Source organism: Devosia sp. P2_G7 (genome assembly GCF_056403495.1).
Window position 1 is genome coordinate 432,764 of sequence record NZ_JBFUFI010000002.1, and the last position, 15,553, is coordinate 448,316.

Sequence of the window (15,553 nt, forward strand, 5' to 3'; positions counted from 1 at the left end):
CATGGAAAAACTCGACCTGAAGAAGCAGCACAAGGCGCTGTATAGCGCGCCCCAGGGCAAGTTCGAGATCATCGACGTGCCGCCGCTGCAATATGTCCAGCTCGACGGCGAGGGCGATCCGAACACTGCGGAGGCATACCAAACGGGCGTCGCATGGCTCTTCTCGGTGAGCTACGCGATGAAGTTCGCCGCCAAGGCGGAACTGGCCAGGGATTATGTGGTCGGGCCGCTGGAGGCGCTGTGGTGGGCCGACGACATGTCCACCTTCATCACGCGCACCAAGGCCGATTGGCGCTGGACGATCATGATCCTGCAGCCGGATTTCGTTGCTGCGCCGCAGTTCGACAAAGCGGTCGAGAAGGCCGGCAAGAAGCTTGGCTCGCCGCCGCCGGGCCTGCGGCTCGACAGCTATCATGAGGGCCTCTCGGTGCAGACCCTGCACATCGGCAGCTACGATGACGAAGGGCCCACTCTCGCGCGGCTGCACCAAGAGTTCCTGCCGGCGAACCGGCTGAAGGAAACCGGCCACCATCACGAGATCTACCTGTCCGATCCGCGCCGGGTGCCGCCAGAGAAGCTCAAGACCATCCTCAGACAGCCGGTCAAGCGGATCTGACCGGCGCGTTCTGCCCGCTCGAGGCCAAGAAGATCGGCGCCACGCAGTTCGGCTGGCGTGCCAGGAACTTCGAGACCGACCGCGACATGCGGGTGCTCTACAACAATGAAATAACCCCGGCAGGGGGGCTGCCGGGGTTTAAGGCAGCTTCGGGGGAGGACCGAAGCTGAATGACGTCTATTGAGTCTTCGTAGTTATTGGGCCGCGGGAGCGGCCGGTGCCTCAGTCGCCGGAGCCGGTGCCTCAGTCGCCGGGGCGGTTTCAGCCGGCGCGGCCGGAGCTGGTTCGGTGGTCGGAGCCATCGGAGTGGTTTCGGTACCTGTGGCCGGAGCCTCGGTCATCGGAGCGGGCGCCGGAGTGGCGGGCGCTTCAACCGCTGGCGTATTGTTCACGGTCGTCGATGTCGTCGACGGGCCGCTATTGGCCGAGAAGACCAGGTAGCCGATGGCGAGCAACGCCAGCGCTACGATGATGCCCACGAACCAGCCAGTGGCGCTGGATTCACGAGTGTACGTCGTGCGAGTGGTGTCGTCGCTCGAATAAACGGTATCGCGTTCGGGTGCAGCCATGATCAAGCTCCTTTGTTTGAGTACCGTATAGGCCCAAGAACGCAGGAGCCGCGGGAAATGTTCCCGCAAACCTTGGCAATTGCCGAAATGAATCAGCCAGGGCCCCCAAACGGCTGGGAGATATGGCGATTTCAGCGCACGAGGAATGAAGAAAGGCTGTCGTCGGCCGGTCAGGTTTCAGACGATTTTGCAGCGTTTTCGTCGAATGCGCGGCTCGCCTTGCCAATGGTCTTGGTCTGCGCCGAGACCCGATCAATGAAGGCGAGGAACAGCGCCGAGGCGACGAAGGCCAGGTGGATGAGGGTGAACCACATCAACTGCTCGGTGGCGTAGCTGGAGACGTTGAGGAACACCTGCAGCAGGTGGATCGACGAAATGGCGACGATGGTCGAAGCCACCTTGATCTTGAGCGAACCGGCGTCGATCTCGCCCAGCCAGTGCACGGCTCCGTCGTCGTCGAAGCGCGAGACGTAGTTCTCGTAGCCCGAGATGATCACCATGACGACGAGGCTGGCGACCAGGGCGGCGTCGATCAAGCCGAGCATCTTCAGGATCGCATCGGACTCCTCGATGGTGAAGACGTGGCTGACGAAGTCGAACAGCTTCACTCCGAAGGTCGCGGCATAGACCGCCAGCGCCACCGCCAGCCCGAGATAGAACAGCACCAGCAGCCAGCGCGAGGCGAGGATCACCGCTTCGATGATGAGTTCGAGACGCTTGGGCATGGTGGGCTCCGTCAGGTGGGCAGGTGAGGGATAGCGGATTCTGAGGGTGAGGCAAGGGGTTGGGGTGACGCAGTGGGGGGTGGTTGGGGGCGCCGTGGGTGGGGGTATTCTTCCCGCGCCGGCCTCTCGATAGAGCGCCCAAAACCAAACGGGCCGGGGATTGCTCCCCGGCCCGTCGATCAGTTCAGGCGGTTGCCTCAGTTCTTGTCGGCAACCGTGATCAGCGAGGTGATGCGCTTGATCGAGACGCGACGGTTCAGCTTTTCGGCCTTCTCCGTCTTCACCTTCAGGTAGCGCTCGCCATAGCCCTGGGTGACCAGGTTCTCGGGCGGCACGTCGTAGAAGTCCGTCAGGATGCGGGCGACGGTGGACGCACGCTGGTCCGAAAGGATCAGGTTGGCCTGGTCGCCGCCCACGGCGTCAGTGTGGCCTTCGATCAGGAAGGTCTCGCCCGGGTTGTCCTCGAGCAGCGCCAGCATGGCGTTGGCCACCTTGCTGAGCGCCCCGACCTGGCTGCGGGCGATGGTCGCCGCACCCGAGTCGAAGGTCAGGCCGCCGACTTCGACGCGACGCACCGAGTCACGGATACGAGCCGAACGCTTCACGTCCTCGACGGTGTAGATCTTGCGGACCTGCTCCACCGGCGGCTCGCGGAAGAAGAGTTCGACCTCTTCCTCATCGGCATCGTCGGCATCGAGAATGTAGTCGCGGATCGGGATCGTCAGGCGCAGCGGGGGCAGGTCGTCGCCCGGGTCACGCCAGTTGGTGAAGTAGTCCTCATCCTCGTCGTAATCGTCCTCGTCGTAGTAGGCGAGGATGTACTCGCGGCCGTCAGGCATGATGCGCGAACGCTTCAGCACGTTGCCCCACTTGTCGCGGATGGTGACGATCTGCACGCCGTTCGGGCGCTCGATGGTCTCCTTCACGCGGCCGCCGGGCAGGCGCTGATAGTAGACCTCGTCCTCATCGCTGTCGCGGATGCGGTCGAAATCCTGGGCCGGGTTCGAAATCACCAGATTGACGCCGATCTGGAAGATGAAGCCCGAGTTGGTGAAGTTGTTGCCGGGCTTGCCGCCGCCGCCACCACCGCCACCGGTGTTATTGTTGATCACCGTATTGTTGTTGGTGACGTTCGTCGTGTTGTTCGTGATGTTGGTGGTGTTCGTCACGTTGGTGATGTTGTTGATGATGGTGACGTTCTGCGGCACCTCCATCTGCGGCAAAGCGTCGACGGCGATCTTCTCGCCTTCCATCTTGGCCAGCGACTGCACCTCGATCGGCGCAATGTCGGACTGAGCGGCCTTGTCGTCGGTCGGCGGCGGAGCGGCGGGCTCTTCCGGAGCTGCCGGCTGTTCGGCCGGGGCCTGGCCATCGACCACTTGGGTGGCGAAGTCCTTGGCGCTGTCGAGCACCGGGGCCGCTTCTTCAGGGGCAACGGTCTCGGGCAGCACTTCGACGGCCTGCGGGGTCACGGCTTCCTGCGAGCCGGGCAGTTCGGCGATCGGCGGGGTCGCCGGCTCGGCCGGGGCCGCCACTTCGGGCACCGGAGGCAAGGTGATGCCGTACTGCGTCAGGCACTGGGCAACGTCGGTGACGCCCAGGGCAGCGCAGATGTCGGCGAACTGCTTGTTGGCAGCCTCGATGGTCGACTGGCCGGATGCGTCGCCGGCTTCGAGCTGGCCGATACCGACATTGTAGAGTTCGACGGCGGTACCAAGCTGGTCCTGTGCCGCGGCAACCGGGTCGACTGCGTTGGCGTCGGCCGGCTGATCGGTCGGACCGGCTTCGGCGGGCTGCTCTGCGGCTGGCTGTTCTGCCGCAGGCTGCTCAGCGGGTTGCTCCGCCGGCGGCTCGGCAGCAGGCTGCTCAGCCGGCTGTTCTGCAGCGGGTTGCTCGGCAGGCTGCTCGGCGGCAGGTTCGGCAGGCTGCTCGGCGGCGGGTGCTTCGGCGGGCTGCTCGGCCGGGGGCTCGGGCAGCGGCGGCAGGTCCTGGCCGATGCAGGACTTGATGTCTGCATAGCCGTTGGCGGTGCAGAGTTCCTGGATCTTGGCCGCAGCGGCGTCGGCGGCGGGCTTGGCGCCTGCGTAGTCGCCGGCGGCGGCCTGGTTCAGGGCTGCCTGATACTGGTCCAGCGCGGCCTGCAGGTCGGCGACGAACTGCGCCTGTGCATCCTCGGCAGCTTTGGCATCCTCTGCAGCCTTCGCGTCTTCAGCAGCCTTGGCATCTTCAGCGGCTTTGGCTTCTTCAGCCGCCTTGGCATCAGCCTCGGCTTGAGCCGCTGCGGCGGCTGCTTCTTCGGCGGCCTTCGCCTCTTCAGCGGCCTTTGCGTCAGCTGCGGCCTGAGCCTCTGCTGCGGCCGCGTCTTCGGCAGCCTTGGCTTCCTCGGCGGCTTTGGCGTCAGCCTCGGCCTGAGCCGCTGCTGCGGCCGCTTCTTCAGCGGCCTTGGCTTCCTCGGCGGCCTTTGCGTCAGCTTCGGCCTGGGCCGCTGCCGCCGCTGCTTCTTCAGCAGCCTTGGCTTCCTCGGCGGCCTTCGCCTCTTCAGCGGCCTGAGCGTCGGCATCGGACGGCGCCTGGGCGGCCGGCTGGCCGCCGCCGGTGATCGCGGCGATGCATTCTTCGACGCTGGAATAGCCGTTCACAATGCAGGTGTCCGTAAGAGCCTGCTGTGCGGTGCTGATCGCGTCAGCATCACCGGACGCCTGCGCGTCGAGCAGCGCCTGGTACTCGGCCTGCTGCGCATATGCGGCGCTCGGCACCAATGCGAGAACGGCGAGACTGGTGCCGGTTAGGAGCCAGTTTCGAAAGCGCATGGGTTTTATCCTTGTTTTGGAGTCAGTTGTACGAGAAGTGACGCAGTCCTGCTGAACCGAACCTGAACGTCCGGTGGACCTTCTGCAGTGATGAATTGCCCCATCGGTGACCGAACGCTGCAAGCCACGTGCGGTTCCGTACGCGCGACAGGACCGGGCAATCGTGGCACCAGTTGGGCCGCCGTTGCGCTTGATGCAATGGACGGATTCGGCCGGGACGGCCTAGGGTGATCAGCCCAATTCGTGCGATCCGGTTGGGGTTCATCAATTGGAGTGAGACGTGGGCGACCTTCTGAGCTACTGGCCATTCGTGCTTGGCCTGCTGGCCACCGGCGTGATTTCCGGCGTCGCCGCGGGCCTGCTGGGAATCGGCGGCGGCGCCATCATCGTGCCGGCGCTGGCCTCGGCCCTGGCGCTGCTCGGCTACGATAGCGACGTGGTGCAGCACGTGGCGGTGGGCACTTCGCTTGCCATCATTATCCCCACCGGCATCGCCAGCGCCCGGGCGCATGACAAGCGCGGCGCGGTCGATCATCGCATCCTCAAACTCTGGGCTCCGGTGGTTGTGGTCGCGACCTTCGTCGGCGGGCTGATGGCGGGAATCTACACCGGCGACGTGCTGCGCATCGTGTTCGGCGTAGTGGCGTTGTTCATCGCCGCCAATATCGTGCTGCCGTTCCAGGAGCGGCTCATGGGGCACCTCCGCGATTCGGCGCTGACCCACCGCATCTCGGCGGCCGTGGTCGGCTACATCTCGGCGCTGATGGGGGTAGGGGGCGGCTCGCTGAGCGTACCGACGATCCACGCCTTCGGCGCGTCGATGCACAAGGCGGTGGGCACCGGCGCGGCGATTGGCGTGTTCATTGCGCTCTCGGGCACGCTGGGCTTCATCATTTCGGGCTGGAGCGTCGAGGGACGCCCGCCGCTGAGCCTTGGCTATATCAACCTCGTCGCGCTGGTGCTGATCGGCGTCACCGCTGCACTCTGCGCCCCGCTGGGCGCGGCGCTGGCCCATAAGCTGCAGCAGCGCACGCTGAAGATTGCCTTCGCGGTGTTCCTGACCCTGGTCGGGCTGAACATGATCTGGAAGGCGATTGCGGGGTAGGTGGATGGGCGCGCCGGGCGCACCCACCCGAAGCGCTGCTTAGTTCGCGAAGTCCCACGTCACCTGGACGTTGATCGAGTAGCTGAGCTCGCCGCCCTCGATCGGCACGGAGGCGCCGGCTGAATCGGCAACGGCCTTCATCATGTAGGGCTGCGGCGGCTGGCTCATGCCCTGGCTCTCGTTGATGTTGCGGATGCTGCCGAGCTCTTCGCCGGCGGCCCCGGCATAGAGCTCTGCCTTGGCCTTGGCGTCGGCGAAGGCGGCCTTGCGGGCCTCGTCATAGAGCTTGGAGGGATCTGCGACCGAGAAGGTGACGCCGTTGATGGTGTTGGCGCCGACGGTCACGGCCTTGTCGAGCACCGAGCCGAGCTTGGCCAGTTCGCGGACGCGGACGTTGACGTTGTTGAACACCTGGTAGCCGTTGATCTTAGGGGGCAACTGGTAGCCGTTGGCGTCGCGGGCGTCAGAGTAGACGTAGTTCGGGTTCACCGAAAAGCCCGAGGTCTGGATGTCGCGCGCCTCGATGCCGGCGGCTTTCAGCGTCTCGATCAGTTCGCCCATCGCCTTGGTGTTGGCGTCGAGCGCCTCGCGGGCAGTGGCGCCCTGGCTGGTGACGCCGGAGTTGACGAAAGCTGTGTCGGGGGAAGCGGTGACTTCGCCGATGCCGCCGATCGAAATGGTGCCGCTCACGGATGTCTCCTGGGCCAGCGCCGGGGCGGCGCTCAGTGCGGTTGCGAAGAGCAGGGGAATGAACAAGGCAGTAAACGGACGCATGCGTCTCTCCTATGTGGCCTTTGACAGGGAAAAATGTCCCAGCCAACCCGGGTGTTAGTGCGGCGTTCCTGAATGGACTTTGAACGCCGCTTCCGAGAGATAAGACGCCGCGGCGCGAAAGTTCCTTGGGGTGCCGGTCGACGAAAGTTTGAGCTACGTGCCTCGCCCGTCGCTGGACAGGGTTTGGGGCGGCGGGTTAGGTAGCCCGGCAAAAACCGGGGGACTGCCGTGGCCAATCCGATCGTACCAAGCGAAGGCGTGCTGCTCGGACGCGCGAGACTCCCGGGATACGAGCACCCGCGGCTGATCACGGTGCGTGGCCAGGATATCGTCGATATCACGTCGAAGACCGCGCCGACCTCCCGCGACGTCGGAGAGCGCGACGATCCGGCGGCTTATGTCGCGGCGGCCAAGGGACCGGTGGTCGGCAACCTCCACCAGATTCTCGCCAATTCGTGGTCGGGCAAGACCGACCTCAAGGCGCCCTCGCTGTTGTCGCCGATCGACCTGCAGGCAGTGAAGGCCGCCGGCGTGACGTTCGTGGTGTCGCTGCTCGAGCGCGTCATCGAGGAGCAGGCGCGCGGCGACAAGGCCAAGGCCGACGAGTTGCGTAAGGACATCCTGGGCCTGGTGGGCACCGACCTCAGTCAGCTCGAGCCGGGCTCGCCCGCCGCGATGGAGGTCAAGAAGACCCTGATCGCGCGCGGCGTGTGGAGCCAGTATCTCGAAGTCGGCATCGGGCCGGACGCCGAGATCTTCACCAAGTGCCAGCCGATGGCCTCGGTGGGTTTTGGCGCCGACGTCGGCATCCTGCCGATCTCGGAGTGGAACAACCCCGAGCCGGAACTCGTGATGGTCGTTGCGTCCACCGGCAAGATCGTCGGCGCGACGCTCGGCAACGACGTGAACCTGCGCGACGTGGAGGGCCGTTCGGCACTGCTGCTCGGCAAGGCCAAGGACAACAACGCGTCCGCCTCGCTGGGGCCGTTCATCCGGCTGTTCGACGGCAAGTTCACCATCGAGACGGTGAAGCAGGCCGATATCGCGCTGAGCGTCACCGGTGATGACGGGTTCGAGCTCACCGGTGTCTCCAACCTCAGCCAGATCTCGCGCTCGCCGGAGTCGCTGGTTGCGGCCTCGATCGGGCGGCATCACCAGTATCCCGATGGCTTCGTGCTCTACACCGGCACGATGTTCGCGCCGGTGAAGGATCGCGGCGGCGCCGGCAAGGGCTTCACCCACAAGCTCGGCGACGTCGTTTCGATCTCGACACCGTCGCTCGGCACCCTATCTAACACCGTGCGCCTCGCCACCGAGGCCGCGCCCTGGACCTATGGCACGAGCCACCTGCTGCGCGATCTCGCCAAGGCCGACCTCCTCTAAGTAAGGAACTTCCCATGACCGAACTGCACCAGAATCTCATCAACGGCGAATGGGTCGGCGGCGACGGGGTAGACAACATCAACCCCTCCAACACCAACGAAGTCGTTGGTGTCTATGCCCGCGCCACGGTGGACGACACGCTGGCCGCCATCGCAGCAGCCAAGGCGGCGTTCCCGGCCTGGTCGCGTTCCGGCATCATGGACCGCTGGGCGGTGCTGTCGAAGACCGCACACGAGATTTTCGCCCGCAAGGCCGAACTCGGTGAGCTTTTGAGCCGCGAAGAGGGCAAGACCCTCGCCGAAGGCATCGGTGAGGTTACCCGCGCCGGGCAGATCTTCGAGTTCTTCGCCGGCGAAGTGCTGCGCCTCACCGGTGAGAGCGTGCCGTCAGTGCGTCCGGGCGTTGGCGTCGAGATGACGCGCGAGCCGATGGGCGTCGTCGGCATCATCACGCCGTGGAACTTCCCGATCGCCATCCCAGCCTGGAAGATCGCCCCGGCGCTGGCATACGGCAACACCGTGGTGTTCAAGCCGGCCGACCTGGTGCCGGGCTGCTCGTGGGCGATCGTCGAGATGCTCAACCGCAACGGGCTGCCCAAGGGCGTGCTCAACCTGGTGATGGGCAAGGGCTCGGTGGTCGGCCAGACCATGCTCGACAGCAGGGACATCGTGGCGCAGACCTTCACCGGCTCGGTCGGCACCGGCCGCCGCGTGGCGGAAGCCAGCGTCAAGGTGATGCGCAAGTTCCAGCTCGAAATGGGCGGCAAGAACCCGACCATCGTGCTCGATGACGCTGACCTCGCCGTTGCCGTCGAAACGACCGCCCAGAGCGCGTTCTACTCGACCGGCCAGCGCTGCACGGCTTCGTCGCGCCTGATCGTCACCGAGGGCATCCACGACAAGTTCGTCGCGGCGCTCACCGAGCGCATCCGCAACCTCAAGGTCGGCGATGCGATCGCCAAGGACACGCAGATCGGGCCGGTGGTCGATCCGGGCCAGCTCAAGCAGGACACCGACTATATCGAGATCGGCAAGAACGAAGGCGCCAAGCTCGCCGTCGGCGGCGAGTTGGTGAAGGGCGACAACCCGGGCTACTTCCTGCAGCCGGCGTTGTTCACCGAGGCGACCAACCAGATGCGCATCTCCCGCGAAGAGATCTTCGGGCCGGTGGCCGCGGTGATCCGCGTCAAGGACTACGAGGAAGCGCTGGCCACTGCCAATGACACCGAGTTCGGTCTCTCTGCGGGCATCGTCACCACCTCGCTCAAGTATGCGACGCACTTCAAGCGCAATGCCGAAGCCGGCATGGTGATGGTGAACGTCCCCACCGCCGGTGTCGACTTCCACGTGCCGTTCGGCGGCCGCAAGGGCTCGAGCTACGGCCCCAAGGAGCAGGGCAAGTACGCCGCCGAGTTCTTCACCCAGGTGAAGACGGCCTACACGGCGGCTGGCTAATCGCAAGGGACACGGGGCGGCAGTGACCACTGAGATCGCCGCCCCCGTCACCCCGCTGAAGCTCTCGCAGCATCCGGCGTTCCTCAGGTTCCTCTCCTCCCGCGTCCTCTCGTCGATGGCGTTCCAGGGGACCGCTATTGCCATCGGCTGGCTGGTCTATGATCGGACGCACAACGCGTTCGATCTCGGCTTGATCGGGCTGTTCCAGTTCCTGCCGATGCTGGTGCTGACCTTTGTGGTGGGGCATGTCGCCGATCAGTTCGACCGGCGGCGGATCGGCCTCGTTTGCCAGGTCGTCGAGGCGGCGGTCGTCGGGTTCATCGCGCTAGGCGTCTGGCAGGGCTGGCTGAGTACGCCGGGGATTTTCGTCGCCGTGGCCGCGCTGGGCGCGGCGCAGGCGTTCGAGCGGCCGACCATGGCGGCGCTGCTGCCCGGGCTGGTGCCGGCGACCATGCTGCAGCAGGCGATCGCGATTTCGACCTCCTTCATGCAGACGGCGCTGATCATTGGTCCGGCGCTCGGCGGCTTGCTCTACGGCGTGCACCCGGTGGCGCCGTTTCTCGTCGCGGCGGCGATGTTCCTCGTGGCAAGCATCAATGTGGTTAGCATCCCCAGGAGCGATCGGGTTCCGATACGCTCCAAGCCGACGCTGAGTTCGGTGTTTGCCGGCATCGCTTTCATTCGCAGCAAGCCGGTGATGCTGGGCACCATCTCGCTCGATCTGTTCGCGGTGCTGCTGGGCGGCGCCACGGCGCTGCTGCCGATGTTCGCGCAGGACATCCTGCATGCCGGTCCATGGGCACTGGGGTTCCTCAGGGCGGCCCCAGCCGCTGGTGCCGTGGCAACGTCACTGGTCCTGGCGCGCTGGCCGTTGCGGCACGGGGTCGGCAACAAGATGCTGCTGGCGGTGGGCATATTCGGCGTGGCGACGCTGGTGTTCGCGCTGTCGACCAACATCCTGCTCTCGATCGCGGCAATGCTGGTGCTCGGGGCGGCCGATACCGTGAGCGTGGTGATCCGCTCGTCGCTGGTGCAGTTGCTGACGCCCGATGAGATGCGCGGCCGGGTGAATGCGGTGAACTCGCTGTTCATCGGCACCTCGAACCAGCTCGGCGAGTTCGAATCCGGCATGGTAGCGGGCCTGATTGGGCCGGTCGCCGCCTGCGTGTTCGGCGGCCTTGGCACCATTGCCATCGTGCTGCTCTGGGCCAGGCTGTTCCCCAGTCTCAGGAAAGTCGACACGCTGGCGGGCTGAGGATGGGCCCGCACTGACACGGCGCGGGCCCGGTCGGTCAGGCGGGGCGGAGCCCGTAGGTGGACACTACGTTGCCCTTGCTGGTGGTGGTGGATTTCTTGAGTTCGAGCCGGGTCACGGGGTCGTTTGCCTCGAACATGCGCTTGCCGGCCCCGGCCACAACCGGATGGGTGATGAGCGTCAGTTCCTCGAGCAGCCCGGCAAAGAACAGCTGGCGGGCCAGTGAGATGCCGCCCATCACGGCGATCTCGCCGCCATCCCTGGCCTTGAGTTGTTTTGCGAACTCGATGAGGTCGCCCTCGATCAGGGTCGAGTTCTGCCAGGTCAGCTGGTCCTGCTTCAGCGTGCGCGAGGCGACGAGCTTGGGCGTGCTGTTGATGAAGTCCGCGAAGTCCCCATCGGCGCTGGCGGTCGGCCAATAGCCGGCCCACTCCTGGTACCCGACCCGGCCGAGCAGGACCGTATCGACCTTCGGCATGATCTCGCCGAGCAAGGCGCCCAGCTCATCGTCGAAGGCATCGAACTGCCAGAGGTTGGGCGACTCGACGACGCCGTCGACCGAGTGGAAGAAGCCTGCAGTGATCTTGCGCATGTTGTTTCTCCTGGTTGCCAGCCCGCCAATGGGCCGTTCATCAACACGACGAACGGCTTTCGACGCGATCGACACAAGCGTGCAGAAAAATCGTGACGAGAGGGAGAATGGTGGGCGAAGGCAGCGCTTTGCCCCCAACCGGCTTTGCTTCGATGCCGCCGCTTGCTAAGGAGGCGGCGCTCCGTTCGGGGCAGGGGCCCATAGCTCAATGGTTAGAGCCGACCGCTCATAACGGTCTGGTTCCAGGTTCGAGTCCTGGTGGGCCCACCAACTTCCTTATTCCGCCCGCACCACCTCGAACAGGTTGCCCTCGATCGTTGTGATGTAGAGCTCGCCTTCGCCGTCTACGCCGAACGAGGTAATGGAGCCGATGCCGCCGAGTTGCTCGGTCCAGTCGGTGATGTCGCCGGCCCGGCCGTTGGTGTACGCGAAGGAGTGCACGCGGCTGTCGCAGAAGTCGGCGAAGAAATACTGGCCGGTAATCTCGGGGATCGCCTTGCCGCGGTAAACGTAGCCCCCCGTGATGGAGCAGCCGCCGGTATCGTGGGAGTAGCTGTAGGTTGGCGGCATGAGGCCCGTTTGCTCGCAGCTCTTGGCGCCGTAGCAGGCGGAGCCTTCCACGATCTTCCAGCCTAGATTGGCGCCGGCGTCATCGACGCCGATGACGGTCACCTCCTCGTAGGCGTTCTGGCCGACATCGGCGATGTAGAAGTTGTCGCCATCGAAGGCCGGGCGCCAGGGGTTGCGGAGGCCCAGCGCGAAGATCTCCGGCCGCCCGCCACCCTTGGCGAAGGGGTTGCCAGCGGGGATCCCGTATGGCGCTGCGCCATTGACGTCGATGCGCAGGATCTTGCCGAGCAGTTCGCCGGGGTTCTGCGCCCGGTTCTGCGGATCGCCGCGAGAGCCGCCGTCGCCCATGCCGAGGTAGAGATAGCCATCCGGGCCGAAACCGAGCCAGCCGCCATTGTGGTTGGCATAGGGCTGGTCGATGCGGAGCAGCTCGGTGGCCGAAGCCGAGTCGGCAACGGCAGGATCGGCGGAGACCTGGTAGGCCACGATCCGGGTGTCGCCGCTGGTGTCGGTGTAGTCCACGAAGAAGCGGCCGTTACTGGCGTAGTCGGGGTGGAAGGCGAGGCCCAGCAGGCCCTGCTCACCGCCGCTGCTGACGCTGCCGCTGAGATCGAGGAACGGCGCTTCTGCCAACTGCCCATCGATGAGGATGCGAATGCGGCCGGTCTGCTCGACCACGAAGAGCCGCGGATCGCCCGGCGGCGCGATGGCATAGAGCGGCTGATCCAGCGCATCGGTGACGAGCCGGGTGGTCAGCGTCGCCGGTTGAGCGAAGGCCGGGGCGACGGCGAGGGAGAGCAGGGCGGCAAGCGGCAGGCGCATGTGGTTCCTCCGTGGCAACAGGCCGCTATCACCCACGCTTGTTGGATGATCTCCAGTCGATCGGCGGTCAAAGGCGCGCGCGCCGGCTCAGGCGCTGGTGGTGCTGATGCTGTCCTTGAGAGCGGCGAGTTCGGTTTCGGCGCGCAGCGCGCGGTCGCGCCAGTCCTCGATGGTGAGGCCTTCGAGGCGGGCTGGCTCGGCCGCGGCGGCGGTTTCGATCTCGGGCAGGGGGGCGCCGGTCAGCTTGGCGTGCAGAGCCTCGATATAGGCCGCGTCGTCGGCATGGAGAGTGCCCGCGGCGAACTCCGCCTGCCAGCGGTTCAGGTCGGCGGTGGTTTCCTCGTTCATGCTGCCGGTTGCCAGCAATTCCTTGATCAGCGCATCGACCGCCACGGGCATCTCCTGTTCAGTTCGGGCGCAACCTATCCAAAGCCACCGCAAAGGGAAACCCGCCGCGACAACCGGTCACCTCGAGGCTTTCAGCTGCGGAACGCCTTGCTGAGGAAGGCCGAGCCGGCGATGCCGAACCGCCAGGGGAGGTCGGCGGCCTTGGTGATGCCGATGCGCGGGCCGATCACCACCGGGCGGGGCGAATCGGCGGGACGGAAGCGGAACGGCGGGGCATCGACGGTGAGCCCGTCATGGGCCTTGGTGACGCCCAGCGCCTCGGCGAGCTTGCCAGGGCCGGAACAGAGGGCGCGCTGGTTGGCGAGGCCACGGCGTTCGGCCATTTTCTCAATGCCGGCCATGGGCTCGATGGCGCGGATCAAGATCGCGGAGGCGTCGGCGCAGACGAAGTTGAGGCACCAGTGGATGCCGTAGGAGCGGTAGACGTAGACGTGGCCGGGGCCGAGGAACATCGAGGAATTGCGCTCGGTCTGGCCGCGATGGGCGTGCGAGGCGGGCTCGGTCGGGTGATAGGCCTCGGTTTCGGCAATGATGCCGCCGACGCCATCGACGTAGAACTCGGCGCCGAGCAGGTCACGGGCGACGAGGGTGACTTCGCGGCTGAAGAACCGGGTGGGATCGAAGGCGGCGGACATCGGTCGAGACTGGGGAAAATCCCCAGCGAATGCAAGCCGCTAGACTTTCTTGGTGGTGCCGTTTTGCAGGCGGGAGGCGGCGATGCGGAGGGTGAGGTTGATCGATTCGCCGACACTGGAGGTGCCGCCGGAGATCAGCGCCGAGTTGTTGTTGGCGGTGCTGGCGAGATCGGACTGCGCCTGGGCCCGGCGCTTCAGACGTGCCGCCTCGGCCTCGGCAAACAGCGAGGCGCGCGGGAGCCAGTTCAAGGAGCGCTTCTGGATCTGCATTGCTGACCAACCTGCACCGCGTTGCTGAACGAAACATTAACGACATCTGAACGCTTGCCCAAGCCGATAAGGCCGCTACAAAGCTTGCACATCGGGAGTGCGGCATGGCGGATACACTGAAATTCGGGACCAGCGGCCTGCGGGGGCTGGCGACGGAACTCACTGGCGGCGCGGCGCGGCGCTACACGGCGGCGTTCATCGCCCATCTTGGCACGGTTCCGGGTGGACGGGTGTATCTGGGGCGCGATCTTCGTGCCTCGAGCCCGGCGATCGCTGCCGATTGTGCCGCAGCGATCCGCGCGGCGGGCCTAGTGCCGGTGGATTGCGGCGTGCTGCCGACGCCGGCACTGGCGCTGCATGCGATGGCGCTGGGCGGGCCGGCGATCATGGTAACGGGTAGCCACATCCCGGCCGACCGGAACGGGCTGAAATTCTACGCGGCATCGGGCGAAATCACCAAAGCGGACGAGCAGGGCATCGCCGCGGCGTTGAGCGATGCAGTGCCGACGGGCACGGGAACGGCCGAGGATGGGAGCGTGGCGGCAGCCGATCGCTACCGCCAGCGCTATCGCGGACTGCTCGACGCGGGCGCACTGCGGAACTGGCGCATCGGCGTGTTTGAGCATTCGTCGGTGGCGCGCGACATGCTGGTGTCGTTCCTGACGCGGGCAGGGGCCGATGTGGTGCGACTGGGGCGTTCGGACAGCTTCGTCGCGGTCGACACCGAGGCGTTCTCCGATCCGCTGTTCGAGCCCCGGTTCGACTGGATCGAGCAGCACAAGCTCCATGCGATCGTTTCGACCGATGGGGATGGCGACAGGCCGCTGGTGGTCGATGGCGAGGGCAATTTCGTGCGCGGCGACGTGCTGGGCATGCTGGCGGCGCGGTTCCTCGGCGCCGACCGCGTGGTGACGCCGGTGACCTCGAACTCAGCGATCGAAGGCGTCGGCTGGTTCGGCAAGGTGGAGCGCACCAAGGTCGGCTCGCCCTATGTGATTTCGGGCATGGAGAGCGCGGCGGCCGGCTCGCCTGGCGCCGTGGTCGGGTTCGAGGCCAATGGCGGCCTGCTGCTGGGCAGTGAGGTGAGCATCAATGGCCGAACGCTGAGCCCGTTGCCGACGCGCGACGCGGTGCTGCCGATGCTGGCGGTATTGGGGACAGCGGCGAAGCTTGGCGAAAGCCTCGCTGGTCTGGTCCGCACCCTACCAGTTCGGGCCGCACTCAGCGACCGGCTGGCGCATGTCGCCAACGAGCGGAGCGCCGCGCTGCTGAAGGGCCTCACCGAGCAGGCCGGCTACGCCAAGGAGTTCTTCGCCCCTGTCGGCGAGGTGGAAAGCGTCTCGACCATCGATGGCCCACGCTTCGCGCTGACCTCCGGCGACACAGTGCACTACCGCGCCTCGGGCAACGCGCCGGAGCTCAGGTGCTATGTCGAGGGCGTTACACCGGAGCGCGCCAAGGAATTACTGGCCTGGGGACTGGCGGCCGCGAGCGCGGTGGTGCGGTAGCGCCGGCGAGCCGGCGCCGGGGGCGATCGCTCCAAAAGCGGCGAAAGGACAGAAGGC

At 65.9% G+C, this 15,553-nt stretch carries 15 protein-coding genes and 1 tRNA gene; 7 read left to right on the forward strand and 9 right to left on the reverse strand.

All coding sequences use genetic code 11. The features are described from left to right. Position 1 precedes the first annotated feature (1 nt). Positions 2–616 carry a GyrI-like domain-containing protein gene (locus AC1DWU_RS05395; RefSeq protein ID WP_477148938.1) on the forward strand — a complete coding sequence of 205 codons (615 nt, stop codon included), beginning with the start codon at positions 2–4 and terminating at the stop codon, positions 614–616. A 194-nt stretch (positions 617–810) separates the two neighbouring features. Here AC1DWU_RS05395 and AC1DWU_RS05400 read toward each other — a convergent pair whose 3' ends face one another. From AC1DWU_RS05400 to AC1DWU_RS05410, 3 genes are all read right to left on the reverse strand, one after another. Next, a complete protein-coding gene (locus AC1DWU_RS05400; protein WP_477148939.1) occupies positions 811–1,185 on the reverse strand; it encodes a hypothetical protein in 375 nt (124 codons plus the stop codon). A gap of 170 nt (positions 1,186–1,355) precedes the next feature. Then, positions 1,356–1,910 (reverse strand): TIGR00645 family protein, encoded by a 555-nt coding sequence (locus AC1DWU_RS05405; RefSeq protein WP_477148940.1) that lies wholly within the window; start codon positions 1,908–1,910, stop codon positions 1,356–1,358. 197 nt (positions 1,911–2,107) lie between these two features. Then, positions 2,108–4,720, reverse strand: coding sequence for an OmpA family protein (locus tag AC1DWU_RS05410; protein ID WP_477148941.1), 2,613 nt, complete (start codon positions 4,718–4,720; stop codon positions 2,108–2,110). Between the two features lie 280 nt (positions 4,721–5,000). On the opposite strand from AC1DWU_RS05410, the gene AC1DWU_RS05415 reads away from it, so the two are divergent. After that, a complete protein-coding gene (locus AC1DWU_RS05415; protein WP_477148942.1) occupies positions 5,001–5,825 on the forward strand; it encodes a sulfite exporter TauE/SafE family protein in 825 nt (274 codons plus the stop codon). Between the two features lie 39 nt (positions 5,826–5,864). Here the strand turns inward: AC1DWU_RS05415 and AC1DWU_RS05420 are convergent, their stop codons facing one another. Then, positions 5,865–6,599, reverse strand: a complete 735-nt coding sequence (locus AC1DWU_RS05420; RefSeq protein WP_477148943.1) for an SIMPL domain-containing protein — start codon at positions 6,597–6,599, stop codon at positions 5,865–5,867. Positions 6,600–6,827: 228 nt separating this feature from the next. On the opposite strand from AC1DWU_RS05420, the gene AC1DWU_RS05425 reads away from it, so the two are divergent. The 3 genes from AC1DWU_RS05425 to AC1DWU_RS05435 are packed head-to-tail and all read left to right on the forward strand — an operon-like array spanning position 6,828 to position 10,691. Next, positions 6,828–7,982 carry a fumarylacetoacetate hydrolase family protein gene (locus AC1DWU_RS05425; protein ID WP_477148944.1) on the forward strand — a complete coding sequence of 385 codons (1,155 nt, stop codon included), beginning with the start codon at positions 6,828–6,830 and terminating at the stop codon, positions 7,980–7,982. Positions 7,983–7,996: 14 nt separating this feature from the next. Then, positions 7,997–9,436 (forward strand): aldehyde dehydrogenase family protein, encoded by a 1,440-nt coding sequence (locus AC1DWU_RS05430; RefSeq protein WP_477148945.1) that lies wholly within the window; start codon positions 7,997–7,999, stop codon positions 9,434–9,436. A 34-nt stretch (positions 9,437–9,470) separates the two neighbouring features. Continuing rightward, on the forward strand, positions 9,471–10,691 hold the full coding sequence (locus AC1DWU_RS05435) for an MFS transporter (RefSeq protein WP_477149067.1): 1,221 nt from the start codon (positions 9,471–9,473) through the stop codon (positions 10,689–10,691). 37 nt (positions 10,692–10,728) lie between these two features. Here the strand turns inward: AC1DWU_RS05435 and AC1DWU_RS05440 are convergent, their stop codons facing one another. Further along, complete coding sequence (locus tag AC1DWU_RS05440) at positions 10,729–11,283, reverse strand: dihydrofolate reductase family protein (protein WP_477148946.1); 555 nt, start codon at positions 11,281–11,283, stop codon at positions 10,729–10,731. A 194-nt stretch (positions 11,284–11,477) separates the two neighbouring features. Here AC1DWU_RS05440 and AC1DWU_RS05445 point away from each other — a divergent pair. Continuing rightward, positions 11,478–11,553, forward strand: a tRNA-Ile gene (locus tag AC1DWU_RS05445). Between the two features lie 6 nt (positions 11,554–11,559). Here the strand turns inward: AC1DWU_RS05445 and AC1DWU_RS05450 are convergent. The 4 genes from AC1DWU_RS05450 to AC1DWU_RS05465 form a co-directional block, all read right to left on the reverse strand. Then, on the reverse strand, positions 11,560–12,675 hold the full coding sequence (locus AC1DWU_RS05450; RefSeq protein ID WP_477148947.1) for a PQQ-dependent sugar dehydrogenase: 1,116 nt from the start codon (positions 12,673–12,675) through the stop codon (positions 11,560–11,562). Between the two features lie 87 nt (positions 12,676–12,762). Next, a complete protein-coding gene (locus AC1DWU_RS05455) occupies positions 12,763–13,068 on the reverse strand; it encodes a hypothetical protein (RefSeq protein ID WP_477148948.1) in 306 nt (101 codons plus the stop codon). Positions 13,069–13,154: 86 nt separating this feature from the next. Further along, a complete protein-coding gene (locus tag AC1DWU_RS05460; RefSeq protein ID WP_477148949.1) occupies positions 13,155–13,718 on the reverse strand; it encodes a DNA-3-methyladenine glycosylase in 564 nt (187 codons plus the stop codon). Positions 13,719–13,757: 39 nt separating this feature from the next. After that, on the reverse strand, positions 13,758–13,967 hold the full coding sequence (locus AC1DWU_RS05465; protein ID WP_477148950.1) for a hypothetical protein: 210 nt from the start codon (positions 13,965–13,967) through the stop codon (positions 13,758–13,760). Between the two features lie 125 nt (positions 13,968–14,092). Between AC1DWU_RS05465 and AC1DWU_RS05470 the strand changes: the two genes are divergently transcribed. Next, the gene (locus tag AC1DWU_RS05470; protein WP_477148951.1) at positions 14,093–15,496 is read left to right on the forward strand and encodes a phosphomannomutase; all 1,404 of its coding nucleotides are present in this window, start codon (positions 14,093–14,095) and stop codon (positions 15,494–15,496) included. Positions 15,497–15,553 lie beyond the last annotated feature (57 nt).